We start from the raw sequence: 15,203 nt of genomic DNA, 5'->3' as shown, positions 1-15,203 counted from the left end.
TTAAATTTCTAGTTTAATTTTTTTTTCAGCGAGCATTCCTTTTAATTTTTCCCTGGCCGCATTCAAATGCCATTTGGACGTTCCTTCGGAGATATCCAACATTTCTGATATTTCGTGATGCGAATACCCATCCACAATAAAAAGATTAAAAACCTGGCGGGTGGCAGCGGGTAATTTTTCTATCATCAGCGCTATGCGATTCACATTAAATTTTTCTATGGCATTATTTATTTCCGAATATTTTTCGTCATCATGCAAAGTTTCCACATACATATAATTTCCGTAGTGCAGTTTTTCCTTCTTATGTTCGTTAATAAGCACATTTACCATGATTCTTCTTGCCCAATACTGAAAAGGCGCCACCGGCTTATACTTGCCAATGTTTAAAAGCACTCTGCAAAATCCAATATTCAACACTTCCCGTGCTTTTTCTTCCTGGCGGATGTAACGCCTGCATATGCTCATGAGAAAACCATACAAATTCTTGTACAATTCATTTTCTGCCTTTCTATCGCCGTTTGCACAACGTGCAATCAGGTCTGGATGAATCTCCATAAGTTACAACAGGCTTTTTACTAATAAACACTTAACAGGGCATTGGGGTTGGGTCTTCCTTAAAATTAAACTTTATTTTTTCTTCCCTGCCGAAATTAACAGTGGAAAAAAATTAACCGAACTCCCTTTTCTAAAATCGGGTTTGTCTTTTTATGAAAAAAAGCATCCATTTTAGACCAATGGTCAAAAAACACTGATGAAGTTTTCTTCAAAACTACATATTGCTTAAAACAGCCAATTATTAAGACTTTCAGCCCTTATTTTTTTAGATTTATTGCTGATTTTGTTTACATTCGTAATACAATCAATCTCCACTTATGACTAAAACATTACTTAAAAAACTAAGTGCTTTTTGCGCTTTTTTCTTAATTTTTAATAGCTCGTTTGCCCAGGATTTTACCTGGATTAAAGGAAGTAATCTTACAGGGCAAAATGGTCACTACGGCCAAATGGGAGTTCCACAATCAACTACTAGTCCGGGAGCGCGTGATGGCGCTGTAACATGGACCGATGCCAGTGGAAACTTCTGGTTATTTGGTGGAGACGGGTATGACTACATTGGAAACTATGGCCTCTTAAGCGATCTTTGGAAATACAGCGTCACTACCAATCAATGGACTTATATGAAAGGCAGCGACTTTGTTGCACAACTGTCCGATTACGGTCCCCTGGGAGTTTCTACCGCAACAGCTAAACCAGGTGGAAGAAGTTCTTGCGCCACATGGGTAGACGTTTCAGGCAACCTTTGGCTTTTTGGAGGATATGGACACTCCTCAGCGGGAATTGGCTATTTAAATGATCTCTGGAAATACAATCCCAACACAAACGAATGGACTTATGCCAACGGAAGCACCGTTGCTTATTCTCCCGGCACTTATGGCACAATTGGCATTGGCTCTAATACAAACACTCCAGGCGGAAGAATGGGTGCCCTAAGCTGGGTAGGCCCCAATGGTAATCTCTGGGTATCTTCTGGTTTAGGCACTACAACTTCGTCGCTCAGTACCGGGCACATCAGCGATGTTTGGCAATACGATATAAGTACAAATGCCTGGACCTGGATGAAAGGCAGCACCACACTCAATTTAAATGGCAATTACGGAACGCTGGGAACCACCGCTATATCTAATAATCCGGGCAGCCGTATGTCCGCATGCGGATGGGTGGATGGTTCAGGAAATTTCTGGATGTTTGGCGGGGATGGCTGGGATGCCACTACTACATCCGCTTCCGCCTTATTAAACGATCTTTGGAAATACAACATGGCAACTAATCAATGGACATGGGTGGGCGGAACAAATACAAATTCACAACTGGGCTTATATGGCACACAAGGCATCAGCAGCAGCACAAATATGCCTGGTTCACGCTCAGGTGCCATCAGCTGGAAAGATGCGGTAGGAAACCTCTGGTTATTTGCCGGAGAAGGCTTTCCTATTTCGGGTACAACTGCGGGGTCACTGAATGATCTCTGGAGATACAATCTAAACACAGGTGAATGGATATGGACCAAAGGCAGCGCAATTTTAAATCAATTAGCAAACTATGGAACGCAAAACGTAGCAGCGTTCACAAACAATCCAGGGGCAAGAAGTATTCACGCAGGATGGATTGATTCGCAAAATGATCTATACTTTTTTGGAGGTTATGGGTATACCTCTTCAGGTAGTGCAGGCGATCTGAATGATTTATGGAAATACACAAATTGTTTTATCAGTCCTATCACCATGACTATCACGGCACGCGATAGTGTTATTTGCGCTGGCGAATCTACTTCTTTAACGGTTGTAGGATCTACTAATTATTTGTGGTTAAACAACACTTCTATACTGTCATACAACGTTATTGCTCCCTCCATTAGCACCACTTACACTGTTTTAACAGCAGATTCAAAAGGATGCAGGTACTCTGCAGTCTTTACCGAAACGGTGCTTGCTTGCACTGCTATGGATAAAACAAGCAACGCTGTTGAGTATTCGCTTTTCCCTAATCCTGCCAACGGAGAATTTACCATCCGCATAAACGAGGCAGACTTGAACTCCGAATTTACAGTGTTTAATGCACTCGGACAGATGGTTTATTCTGAATTGCTGGCAAATGAATCTACAAAAGTGAAGCCGAATTTGGTGCGGGGAATTTATTATTACCAACTTAAAACGCGCTCCAAAAGCTCAGGATCAGGAAAATTAGTGATGGACTAATTTCCTAAACTCTTAAGATCAATAAAAATTAAAGCTGACTGCAAGATCTCTGTTGCCGGATTGACTATGGCACCCTGTGCAAATACTTTCTGCTGAATTAATACTGTGATGGATGTTGCCTCCTGGCTCTATTTCGGCCCACAACCAGGTTCCTGATCTTTTATACATGAGCGCGTAAAGGTTCAAAGCCCCCCCTGAATAAATATCTTTTATGATCAGCGAACCATCCGGAAAAACATTTCCTACAGGCAAAGTACCTTTATCTGTAAGCGCCCTGTAGGCGATGGTATTAAAGCGTAATTTAAAAGTGCCATGCGGGCCATGCGCTCCAGACAACAAAGTGGTGGCATCATCCTTATAATAGTAATGCCTGTTTTGTTTACAGCTATCCAGCAAGGCGTAATCAGTATAAGCCAGAGAAGGGTTTTTACCCTGATCTTTTGTACAACAAATCAATGCCATAAGCACTATGAGGAAAGGAAAAATAAACTTCATTACCTAAAGATAAAAAATCTACTTATGCCTGTAAGACTTTTTGAAAAGATTCGATAAGTTTTTCCCAGGTAAAGTGATCTTTCATAAGCTGAAGTGCTTTTTGTTTTTTAGAGGAGATCACAGACGGGTCTGTGGCCAGGATAAGATCTATCACGGATCTTATTTCACCGGCATCTGAATTTTTAAGAAGCCAGCCGGTTGCTTCGCTTACCAACACATTTGTAGCACCAACATCTGTGGCCACAACAGCCAGGCCGTTAGCCATGGCTTCGAGAATAACGTTTGGCATACCTTCAGCCCAGCTGGGACAAATAAGAATGTCGGAGCTGCGCAATAAATTTTGAAGAGTGGCCTTGTCGCGGATTTCTCCGTGATAAACAACATTTGAATTTTGCAGTCTTTTGTCAGAAGGGATAGGCCCGATAAAATGAAATTCTGCATTCACAGGCTGTGCCGATGCAAAAAGTAATTGAATGGCTGTATTTAATTCTTCAATGCCTTTTCTTCTTTCGTAACGACCAAGAAAAACAAATTTTAGTTTGTCTTTAACGGGATGAATGCTGCCTGCTAAGATAGATTCTTCTACACCTGAAGGAAGCTCTATGATCTTAGAGGGATCAACACCAATTGACTTGATGATCTCTGTTATTTTTCCACCATAAGAATACACAAGGTCTGCTTTTTTAGAAAGGCTTCTAACAGGATTTCTCAGTAAAAAAATATGCTGAAGTTTAATTTTAAGATCCGGGGGTTTCTGAAACATTTCATAACCATGAAATTTAACGGCGATCTTCGGTGCTTTAATTTTCCCTTTATATTTTTGGTTAATCAGGTACCAACCGGTAAATCCCTTCGTGTAAAGGAGATCATAAGTATCTAATTTATCTTTAACCAGCTCATAAATGAGTTTCGAATGCCGGTAAGAATTGTAAAGGTAATGTCCGGGAAAAGGAAAACTCGCAGGAAAAGGAACCGTGTAGGAAGTAATAAATTTTTTTTCTTCCTCTGTAAAAAACTCAAGTTTTGTAACGTCGTAGTTGCTGCTGTTAAAATGAAACAAGTCTACATAAACCTGTTTCTGCGCAAGATATTTACAAAGATAATAAGAATGCTTTTGCATCCCTCCTAGTACGTAAGGCCAGATACCATCTGTAATAAGGGCTACACGCATTTAGAATAGGTATGATGGAAAAGTAAAGATTAAAAATGGGTTTAAATTACATGGAGGGTTATACTTTCTCTGCATTTCCCATCTTACATCTCACCTTATTTTTTAACGTACATTACTTCTTTAACCGCTTTAACCACGCGACTAACGTTTGGTAAGCTGGCTTCAATTAAAGTTGGAGCGTAGGGTAATGGGGTATCAGCAGTAGTTACCCTTAAAATAGGAGCATCTAAATAATCAAAGGCTTCTTTTTGTACCTTAAAGGTTATTTCTGAGGAGATGCTGGCAAGCGGCCATGCTTCTTCTACAATAACTAGACGATTTGTTTTTTTCACCGATTCAATAACCGTGGCATAATCAATTGGTCTTACTGATCTTAGATCTACCACCTCAACGCTGATGCCTTCACCTTCTAATTCTTTAGCAGCGGCCATAGCTACCTTCATAATTTTACCAAATGAAACAATGGTTACATCCGTTCCTGCTTTTTTAATATCAGCTACTCCTATTGGAATTAAGTATTCTTCTTCCGGAACCTCAGCTTTGTCACCATACATCTGCTCACTCTCCATAAAAATTACAGGATCGTTGTCACGGATAGCACTTTTTAAAAGTCCTTTAGCATCGTAAGGATTACTTGGTACAACCACTTTTAAACCCGGACAATTGGCAAACCAGTTTTCGAATGCCTGTGAGTGCTGAGAGCTTAACATTCCGGCGCTGGCAGTAGGGCCACGAAAAACGATGGGTACATTGTATTGTCCGCCGCTCATGCTATACATTTTCGCAGCACTGTTAATGATCTGATCAATAGCTACAAGACTAAAATTAAAAGTCATGAATTCGATAATAGGACGTAAGCCATTTGAAGCCGCACCTACTCCAATGCCTGCAAAACCAAGTTCAGCAATGGGAGTATCAATTACACGTTTTGCGCCAAATTCGGCCAGCATGCCTTTACTTACTTTATAAGCGCCATTATATTCGGCAACTTCCTCACCCATTAAAAATATTTTATCGTCGCGGCGCATCTCTTCTGACATGGCTTCACGAAGTGCTTCTCTGAATTCTATAACTCTCATAGTAGTAATTTGTAGGGCTCAAAAATAAGAATAATTAGCAACAATTAGTGCAAAGAAAATGAAGACTAAAAACAATCACGCAAACGATGCCAGGAGACTAAAGCAAAATAAAAAAAGCCCTCCCGGCATGCGGAAGGGCTTCTTAGCTCTTATAAAAACCTTTTAGTGGTCGTTTAAAATTTTGAATACTTTTACTTTATTTTCAGAATTGGCAATTCTTACTACGTAGGTACCTTTAGGTTGTTTTGCAAGGTTTACTTCGAAATTGGCGCTTTCGGTAATCTCTTTTATAATGGCCTGTCCAAGCATATTATATACCAGGATGGAGTTTGAGCCCGTTAACCCTGAAATAGTTGTTTTACCGCCTGCTGCCGGATTAGGATAAACTTTCAGATGGTTGTAATTGTTCAATTTTGAAAGTCCCACAGTATCACCATTACAAAACCTTAAACACACTATAAATTTTTCATTAAAAACGTATTGGGCAACTCTTGCCTTTGCTCCCATAGGCTTTAGACGGCCTCTGAATTCGTTATCCGTAAAACAATCTGGATATACAGCATACCCCGTGGGTGCATTAATGGTTCCGGTGTTAACATAAGGAAGAAATTTACGGGAGTCGTTTCCCGGAGGCACATTGTCGTAATATTCAAAACTCCAGGTAATAGAAGAGTCTGCTGAAAAGTAACTTGGGAAATATAAGGGATCGTATAAATTCCATTTCCTGTAGAAAGAGTTAAGATTATACTGCCTATGCTCAAAGAACTTTGAAGAGGTGTTGGTATAAATCAGGTCTCCCCTCGTACACATCGTATCGGCAACGTTCTCTGTATCATTTACCGAAACTACACCTGCAGGAAAGGTTTGACTCAATTGCGCCGTATACGTAACCCGTGGGGCTACCATGAATTCATAGGAGGTTCCCGTGCCAAATGCAGGATTTAAGGTGAAGTCAGCGGTGCTGTAAAATGTACTTTTGTAGCGCACAAATCCGTAACCATCGCTGTAACGTTTCGGACCATTCCAGTTGCTTGGGGTTACTGCATCTGTTCTGTAGAATCTTGCAAAATCTCCAGCAATAGGTGCCATATTTCTCACGGCGACACCAAAGGCAGAAGTCATGGTTCTGGCCGCTAAAGTAAGCGTACTGGTAAAATTGCCACCAACTTTTGTGGGGTAAAGGCCATTAGTGGCTACAATGGTTGATACTGAATCAACAATCAGTGGTTTGGGCAAACCCGTGGCAGCATCAATATTAAATAAATATAATTTTACAGGCACACCAAGATTTCCATTTTGCAGATTTTTAGAGGCAAAGGCTTCTAAGCCGGTCACCACAACTGTTTCTCCCGGGGGCACTTCAAATATCGACCCACAGTAAGTAATGTTGGTGAAAGATGCCATTGCTGTGGCATCAGTATAATAGTAAGGATAGTTGGCCATGCTTGTATCACCTGTTTTAAAATAATGTTTATTCAGGTAATAATGCAAAGTATCGTGAATAACCATAGAGTTGGTAGAAGCGGGCTTTGCAAAAGGCGGCGTTTGTGCTTTAATAAAACAGGCAAAAAACAAAAAGATGAAAACAGGCTGTAGTTTTTTCATGGGTTTTGGGTTAGAGGGTTAATCAAAAATAGAAAAAAATTAAACAAACGGAAATAAAAAAGCCCTTCCGGATCACGGAAGGGCTTTAAAATTAACAAATGCGTTTAGTGCTCGTTTAATATTTTAACCACTTTGATATTATTTTGAGAATTAGTAATCCTCACCAAATAAGTACCTTTTGGCTGTTTTGCAAGATTCACTTCGAAATTACTGCTTTCGGTAGTTTCAGTTATAATGGCCTGTCCAAGCATGTTATAAACCAGTATAGAGTTTGTACCTGTTAAACCACTAATAGTTGTTTTACCATTTATGGATGGATTCGGATAAACTTTCAGATTTTCGTAGTTGTTTAATTTTGATAACCCAACTGTATCACCATTGCAATATCTTAAACACACAATAAATTTCTCGTTAAAAACTAATTGAGTTCCTACACCCTGTGCAGCCATTGGTTTTAATCGACCTCTGAATTCATTGTCAGTAAAGCAGCTTGGATAAACAGCGTAACCCGTCGGAGCATTAATTGTACCTGTGTTTACATAAGGAAGGAATTTACGGGAATCATTTCCCGGAGGCACGTTGTCGTAATATTCAAAACTCCAGGTAATAGAAGAGTCTGCAGAAAAAGAACTCTGAAAATACAATGGATCATAGAGGTTCCACTTTGTGTAGAAAGAGTTAAGGTTATATTGTCTGTGTGAAAAGAATTTTGAAGAAGTGTTGGTGTAAATGAGATCTCCTCTTGTACACATGGTATCTGCAACATTCACTGTATCATTTACTGAAACAACTCCCTGAGGGAAAGCCTGGCTTAACTGCGCGGTGTAAGTTACACGGGGTGCAACCATAAACTCATACGAAGTTCCGGCACCAAAGCCCGGAGCTAAAGAAAAATCTGCAGTGCTGTAAAAATTACCCAGGTAACGCACAAATCCAAAACCATCACTGTAACGTTTTGGCCCATTAGGATTTGTTTGAGTTACTGCGTCTGTTCTCAGGAGCATAGCATAATCTCCACTTACAGGCGACATATTTCTCATGGCTACTGCATAAGTGTTTGTCATAGTTCTTACAGGGTGAAGCGGATCAAAATTACCACCTACCTGAACCGGTACAGTTGATGAAACTACTGTACTAACAGAATCCAAAGGAGGCATAATAGGCATGCCTGTTGAAGGACTAACATTAAATAAATATAATTTTACGTTTACCTGAAGGTTTGCGGTAGTTACCGATTTAGTAGCATACGCTTCTAATCCTGTAATAACAACCGATTCACCGGCCGGCACTTCAAATTTAGCCCCACAAAATGTGACAGCAGTACTCGATGCTAAGGCAGTTGCGTTAGTTATAAAAAACGGATAGGTTTTTAGATCAGTTTGTCCGGTTTTAAAATAGTGCTTATTAAGATAGTAATGTAATACGTCATTAACAACCATTGAATTTGTTGAAGTTGTTTTTGAAAGACCTTGCGCCTGAGCGTTCCCAGCAAAACAGGACACAAAGAGGGCAGTGGCAAGTAGTAGTTTTTTCATCTTTATACTTTTAGGTTTTAATTTGGTTTTCTCAAAAATATGAAAAAAAATCCTTGATTTAGCATATTCTTATGCAAATTCTTAAAAGGCGATTGTTTATTCCAAAAACGCTGCAAAACCCTCAGTATGGAATTTGAGGACATATAGCATCTTATTAGAAACAAAGTGTTCATATTTAAAATTAAAAAGTTTTATCGATTTTTAAATATTATTAAATTTACAGCAATTGTGTCTATGAGTTTAAGGTTTTTTGCCTTAGTATGTTGTGCTACCCTAAAGTTTGCTAAGAAGCCTTTAGTCGTATTACTATTGCTTTTAGCAAGTAACACCTATTCTCAAAGCCCCTCCTCTAACGAAGATCTTAAAAAACAGGCCAATAAATTATTCGAAGAAGAAGATTATTCAAAGGCCTATAAACTTTATTCACAGCTCGTTTCAAATTTCCCTAAAGACCCGGTTTACAACTTCAGACTGGGCGTTTGCATGATTTACAGCGAACCTGATAAAAAAAAGTGTCTTCCTTATTTAAAATTCGCTGCTGCTAATTCCGAAAACAAAGAACTTAAAGATGTGCTGTTTTATCTTGGTAAGGGGTATCACATTAACTACCGGTTTGACGATGCCATAAAAAATTACAACGCCTATAAGCTCAATGCCTCCGCTTCTCAGATAAAAAAACTGGAGGTAGACCGGGAGATCAAGGCCTGTTCCTATGGAAAACATCTTCTAAGCAATCTTACCGACCTTGAAGTGCTTAGTAAAACTGAGCTTTCTGAAAACGATTATTTTCGTAATTATAAAAAAGTAGGTGGCAAACTTCTCGTAAAGCCAGACGAATTTAAAACGCCTGCGGATAAAAAGAAAAAAGAAAAATCAGTGATTTTTCTTCCTAACGGTAGCGACGTTGTTTACTACAGTAGCTTTGGCGAAAATTCAGAAACCGGCAGGGATATTTACAGCGCTTCGAAGCAGGCTAACGGTACTTTCAGTAAGGGCGAAAAAGTAGGTGGAATTAATACAGAGTTCGATGAGGATTACCCTTTTCTTCATCCAGATGGTAAGACGCTGTACTTTGCCAGCAAAGGCCATAATAGTATGGGTGGCTACGATATCTTTAAATCGGTTTACAATGAAGACACTAAAAGCTGGGGTAGCCCGGTAAATCTTGAATTTCCGATCAACTCGCCCGACGATGATTTTCTTTTTGTAACCGATTCTCTCGAAACCATGGCCTACTTCAGTACTGGCAGACAGAGTCCTCCGGGGAAAATTGATGTTTTGAAAGTTAAGACCAAACGCCGACCAATTGATGTGGTTGCGCTCAAGGGCAGCATCATTCCAGGATCGCCGGAATATGGATTAAGAAGTACCATCAATGTTAAAGATGTGTTCACTCAAAACGAACTAGGCACCTATAGTTCAGAAGAAGACGGAAGCTATAGCATGGAATTGCCAAATGGCGGGAAGCTTCTCTTTACCGTTGAAACCCCGGGACTGGAAACCCAATCTGCCCAGGTCTCTATCCCACTGGCCTCTGCTGCTAAAAACTTTAAACAAACCATTTCCTACGATAAAGGCAAATTGAAAATTCTGAATTATTTTGATGAAGCAGTAAATGACAATTCTTATTTACAATACCTCTCCGTTATTGAAAAGAAAGCAAAACTTGATGTCACAGCAGAAAGCCCTGCAGCTCCTCTAGCAGTAAACACCAGCAACCCTGAGGTAACACCTGAATCTGCTTCAAAAACAAATCCTGAAACTGCAACTGAAACTGCAGTTACACCAACTACTGCCACCCCAGAACGCGCGTCAGGCATGGATAATAAACAATTAGCGAGTATGGCGCGGCAGGATGCGGATGAATCGTTGCAGGAAGCCGGCCAATTACACAGAGACTTTGTGGCAGCAAATGAAACCGGTTTAAAACAAAAAGAGGAAGCAGATAAAAAAGCAGTAGAGGCCAGCGATGCATTGTTTAAGGCCGAAACTATTTCTGATCCCGCTGAGAGAAAAATAGCAGTCGACAATGCCAATGTGTTGAAGCTCGCTGCAGAGAATGATCAGGCAACAGCTGCTAAAATATTAAAGTTGGCGCAATCACTCGACGAAGACGCTAAGACTAAGGAAAAGGAAGCAAAACTAAATACTCAGTATGCAAACGAGTTGGAGAAAACAATTAAAAAAGATCCAAAAGCCTCGCCCGAAAAACTGGCCGATCTTCAAAAACAAATTTCCGCACTTCCCAATAAAACAAATGCCTCAGAAAATTTAGTTAAAGAAATTAAGGCCGACATTGAACAGAAAGAAAAACAAATTGCTGATGTAGAGCAGTCAAATACCATAGCGAAAACAAGTCTCGAAGAAATTAAAACGGCAATCACTGAAAAGGAAACAGAACTGGATAAGACGAAAAAGAAGGCGGCTAAAAAAGAACTAACTACTCAGATAGACGGATTAAAAACCGAGCAGGATGAGAAGCTGAAACAAATTGCCTCTAACGATGCAGAACTGAAAACATTAAATGAAGATCTGACAGTTTCTAAAAATCAACTGGACGTGGCTACCAAAATTACCACAGAACATGTAAATGCTGCTGTTCCGGTTACTACTCCTGCTGTTTCTGAAAAAATTTCTACAACAAGTTTAGAAGAAAAATACAAAAACACAACTGCTATCACTGATCCGAATAGCCGGTCGAATGTAGAAGAGAGCACCTTGCAGCTAAACAACTTTAACAGAGAACTTGACCAGCTGATCAGCAAAAACAAAACGGAAGTATCTAAAACGAGAAATCCCGATTCAAAAGCGAAGTTAAATGCAGAAATAAAAAAAGCAGAAGCAAGCAAAAAACAAAATACATCACAAATTGCAGCTAATAATGCCAGGCTCACAGAACTGAACAAGCTTCCTAATGCAGAAGCCGTTAAAAACACCTTCGATCCTATAACAGCAGAAAACAGCAGCGAGGCTGTTAGCAAACTCGATAATCTGAGTACGCAGTTAATTGCTACTGATAATGAGAATTTTGATTATAACGGTTATCAAAATGTTGCCGCACAGAATTTAAAAATTGAGGCAGATGCAAAAATAAACGATGCTATAGCTAAACAGAAAAAACTAAAAGAAGATATAAGTACCTCTAAACAAGAGCTTCAAAAAAGTGGCCAAACGCTTAGCTCTGAGCAGCTGAGTAAAGAAGGTGATGAGTATTTAACGCAATCTCAAAAACTAAATAACGAAGCAAAAGGCAGTAAAGGCGCTGAGAAAGAAAAGCTGCTAAGTGAAGCGAAAAACCTGGAAGAAAAAGCCAATACAAAGTTTATTGAAGCGGCAGATGTTACGCGTGCTGACAATAGTGCCATTGTAGCTGCAAATCAGGAAAATATTCAAAACCTTATCAACGACGGAAAATCATCTGATGCCGAAGTGGAAAAAGCAAAAAAACTGAATGAAGAAGCTAAGATTGCATTCAAAAAAGCGTCAGATATTCGTGTAGAAGGCAATTCTTTAAGCACTGCCGGCGCCAAACTTGGTAGTTTTAGCAATGCCGAAGAAAAAGAAGCGGAGGCTATTCAGAAACAACAACAGGCTCTTGATATTCTAACCAAATCGAATACAACCTTACAATTAAAAACAGCTATTACAAGTTCTTCTGCTCCCACCGAAAATGCCGGTAGCAGTGCCGACGTTCTTTCTAAGTTGCAAACAGTAAATAGCGGGCTTACAGATCTTGCTGCCATAAAAATTGAATCGTACCAAAAACTTTACGAAGCCAACACAGCTGAAATTGATCAATTAGTAAGCGAAATAAATGCCAATCAAAATTCCGCGAACAATACTCCCAGCGTAAAAACGGATTTTATTTCAGCAACTAATAAAGTGGAAGCCGCTAAAACTTTGAAGCAGACCTCTGACAACAGCGCTAATCCAAATGAAAAATTAAACGGTCTTATAGCCTCTAATAAGAAACAAACAGAGGCCATTAAACAACTTAATGCTATAAAAGTTTCTCTCAATGTTAGTTCTGCTCCGGCAAACGTGGCAGTAACCTCTAAAGTAGACACAGGCATAGCGGTTACCGAAACTACCACTACTAATCCGGATGATCTTTTTTTTAATGATAGTCCTGCCACTCCTACCGCAGCAGCAACAGCCACTGAAACTTTTGTAACAGATGAGCTTGGTTTACTTTCAGAAGTAGATACAAGAAAGATAGAAGTCTCGCAACTGGCGGAAAAAGATACGACTACAGGACAGGTATTATCTTATTTTGATAATTCTAATGTTACTTTAAGAAATCCCCAGGCAAGTTCTAGCGTAAAAACATCGCTAAGTCAGCTAAAAGATATTGAAGCCCAGGAAGCAACTCTTGATAATGCCTTAAGTAAGGTGGGTAGTGAATCAGAAGCTCCTTCTGAAGCTGCTGTTAATACACAGGAATTAAACACCAGAGCCGACGTGTTATGGGATGAAGCAGAGACATTGAGCGGAAAATCTTTTGCATTAAAGAAGGAAGCCGAAGGTAAGGAGGGTACTGAAAAAGAGGCTTTACTTACTCAGTCAAAAGAATTAGAGACCCAAAGTCAGGATAAAATGATAGAAGCTGCGGATTTCAAGCAGCAAGCCAATGAAGGCGAATACAGGGCTAACACGAGTTCCATTTCTGAGCTTCTTGCAAAACTAAAATCTGACGATCCCGCTATGGCTTCAGATATTGAGGCAAGGCGTGATGAATTATCGCCTTTAAAAACACAGATCAGCAATCTGAGAAGTGAAGCCAATGCTTTGAGTAATAAGGCGGCTAAGCTGGGGGCAATTAGTAACGCAGAAGAAAAAGAACTTGAGCTCATACAAAAACAAAATGTATTGCTTTCGGAGTTAAAGAAAAAATATCCAGATTATGCTGCCGCGCAAAGCAACCAAAGTCCGGAAGAAAAAACGGCAGATCTTCAGCAAAAAAAATCGCAGTTGCGCGAAAAACAATATTCAGAACTTACGAATCTGACAAATGGTTTAAGTCTTGAATATGAATCTTCTAAAACTAATGTTCCGGGTAAACTCAATGCTGATCAACAAGCTGTTAAGGCTAATGCCGACGAATTAAATGCTGAATCAAAACGTTTATTGATTCAATCTTCTCAGACTAAAAATGAGAATGAAAAAATTAAACTCTTAACTCTTGCTGCGAAATCTGGAAATGCTGCCGTTGAAAAATTAAACAAAGTGCTGCCTAAATTTACTCCAGCTACAAAAAATCGTGGTGACTTTGATGATCTGGAAACAATTGGAGAGAATATCAGTAAATCCAATTCGGATGTTCCATCAAAACCAAACAAGGCGAATACACCTAAAAGAAATCAGGGTGAAGGTGCCATTAAAATTGACGGCCTGGAAGTTACGCGAGGGAACGCTTACTCTGCATCTAATCCAATTCCTATGGATGCCCCAATGGAAAGCGGCCTGATATTCAGAGTTCAGATAGGTGCGTTTAAAACGCCTTTACCAAATAATGCTTTTAAAGGATTAAGTCCGCTAAACGGAGAAACGGCCGGCAACGGGTATATTCGTTACACCGCCGGTAATTTCGTGAAGGTGGAGAATGCAAATGCCGTAAAAAATGATCTTCGTAACCTGGGATACAGGGATGCTTTTGTAGTTGTTTACTTTAACGGAAAAAGGATTAGCCTTGCTGAAGCACTAGCAGAACTAGAAAAACAAGGTAAGTCAGTAGATCCTAATGCACCACAAACTGCCGGCATAACATCCAATGTAAATGTTCCGAAAGCTGCCGCCAACCCTGTAATGCTTGAAAGTGTTACGGTAAGTAAAGAGTTGGAACAAACAGACGGACTTCTTTACACGATTCAGATTGGTGTTTATACAAAAGAAATTACTAAGTCACAAATATTAAGTCTGCGTCCTATTTTCAGAGAGCAACTTAAAAACGGACTTTACAGATATACTGCCGGGATCTATAACAATCCTGAAAAATTATTAGCAGATAAAAGCAGAGTTGTGAATATGGGCATTCGCGACGCTTTTGTATCGGCGTATTTAAATGGTAAGCGCGTTCCGTTTGCTGAGGCCAGAGACAGACAAGCTTCGAACGACGCAACGTTAAAAGTACAGGCTGAGAATCCAATTGTTTTTCCTTCGTCTAATTCTACATTTGTGGCTGACCCTCTGGAAAAATTATTAGTGAGTCCGGTTACTCCGTTTAAAAACGAGGTTAGTAACTACCCTGCTCCAACCGCCGAAAATGGCGTTAAAACGAACGAAGAAGGAATAACTTACAAGGTTCAAATCGGCGCTTTCAGTAAACAAGTGCCAGATGATGTAGCAGCGAAGTTTTCGGCTATCCGCAACTGGCCGGTTGACAATAAACAGATCAATGGTTTATTTATTTACAACATTGGAAATTTTGGCGATGCTAACAACGCAAAACGTTTAAAAGACGAAGCTGTACGATTAGGAATTACAGATGCATTTGTAACGGTTTACCGTGACGGTAAAAAATTGTATGGTCCTGAAGCGGAGAATTATTTACGGTAAGCCGCAA

General features: G+C 39.8%; 8 protein-coding genes. 2 read left to right on the top strand and 6 right to left on the bottom strand.

Annotated features, from left to right (window positions below; all coding sequences use genetic code 11):
* Positions 1 to 555 carry an RNA polymerase subunit sigma-24 gene (locus CNR22_19540; GenBank protein PBQ33884.1) on the bottom strand — a complete coding sequence of 185 codons (555 nt, stop codon included), beginning with the start codon at positions 553 to 555 and terminating at the stop codon, positions 1 to 3.
* A 317-nt stretch (positions 556 to 872) separates the two neighbouring features.
* Between CNR22_19540 and CNR22_19535 the strand changes: the two genes are divergently transcribed.
* Positions 873 to 2,756: a hypothetical protein gene (locus CNR22_19535; GenBank protein PBQ33883.1), complete on the top strand. Its 1,884-nt coding sequence runs from the start codon at positions 873 to 875 to the stop codon at positions 2,754 to 2,756.
* Between the two features lie 18 nt (positions 2,757 to 2,774).
* Here CNR22_19535 and CNR22_19530 read toward each other — a convergent pair whose 3' ends face one another.
* The 5 genes from CNR22_19530 to CNR22_19510 form a co-directional block, all read right to left on the bottom strand.
* Positions 2,775 to 3,251, bottom strand: a complete 477-nt coding sequence (locus CNR22_19530) for a hypothetical protein (GenBank protein ID PBQ33882.1) — start codon at positions 3,249 to 3,251, stop codon at positions 2,775 to 2,777.
* 22 nt (positions 3,252 to 3,273) lie between these two features.
* Positions 3,274 to 4,422 carry a glycosyl transferase family 1 gene (locus CNR22_19525; protein PBQ33881.1) on the bottom strand — a complete coding sequence of 383 codons (1,149 nt, stop codon included), beginning with the start codon at positions 4,420 to 4,422 and terminating at the stop codon, positions 3,274 to 3,276.
* A 95-nt stretch (positions 4,423 to 4,517) separates the two neighbouring features.
* A complete protein-coding gene (locus CNR22_19520; protein PBQ33880.1) occupies positions 4,518 to 5,501 on the bottom strand; it encodes a pyruvate dehydrogenase complex E1 component subunit beta in 984 nt (327 codons plus the stop codon).
* A gap of 162 nt (positions 5,502 to 5,663) precedes the next feature.
* A complete protein-coding gene (locus CNR22_19515) occupies positions 5,664 to 7,106 on the bottom strand; it encodes a hypothetical protein (protein ID PBQ33879.1) in 1,443 nt (480 codons plus the stop codon).
* 104 nt (positions 7,107 to 7,210) lie between these two features.
* Complete coding sequence (locus CNR22_19510) at positions 7,211 to 8,641, bottom strand: hypothetical protein (GenBank protein PBQ33878.1); 1,431 nt, start codon at positions 8,639 to 8,641, stop codon at positions 7,211 to 7,213.
* Between the two features lie 165 nt (positions 8,642 to 8,806).
* Between CNR22_19510 and CNR22_19505 the strand changes: the two genes are divergently transcribed.
* Positions 8,807 to 15,196, top strand: coding sequence for a hypothetical protein (locus tag CNR22_19505; GenBank protein PBQ33877.1), 6,390 nt, complete (start codon positions 8,807 to 8,809; stop codon positions 15,194 to 15,196).
* The last annotated feature ends 7 nt before the right edge of the window (positions 15,197 to 15,203 follow it).

The sequence above is a fragment of the Sphingobacteriaceae bacterium genome, assembly GCA_002319075.1.
In the GTDB taxonomy this organism is placed as follows: Bacteria; Bacteroidota; Bacteroidia; order B-17B0; family Aurantibacillaceae; genus Aurantibacillus.
Note: the sequence above shows the minus strand (reverse complement) of the source record. Positions and strands in the feature narration are given on the sequence as shown.

Coding starts and splice junctions, on each gene's coding strand:
- CNR22_19540 (PBQ33884.1), bottom strand. CDS start 555: ATGGAGATTCATCCAGACCTGATTGCACGTTGTGCAAACGGCGATAGA.
- CNR22_19535 (PBQ33883.1), top strand. CDS start 873: ATGACTAAAACATTACTTAAAAAACTAAGTGCTTTTTGCGCTTTTTTC.
- CNR22_19530 (PBQ33882.1), bottom strand. CDS start 3,251: ATGAAGTTTATTTTTCCTTTCCTCATAGTGCTTATGGCATTGATTTGT.
- CNR22_19525 (PBQ33881.1), bottom strand. CDS start 4,422: ATGCGTGTAGCCCTTATTACAGATGGTATCTGGCCTTACGTACTAGGA.
- CNR22_19520 (PBQ33880.1), bottom strand. CDS start 5,501: ATGAGAGTTATAGAATTCAGAGAAGCACTTCGTGAAGCCATGTCAGAA.
- CNR22_19515 (PBQ33879.1), bottom strand. CDS start 7,106: ATGAAAAAACTACAGCCTGTTTTCATCTTTTTGTTTTTTGCCTGTTTT.
- CNR22_19510 (PBQ33878.1), bottom strand. CDS start 8,641: ATGAAAAAACTACTACTTGCCACTGCCCTCTTTGTGTCCTGTTTTGCT.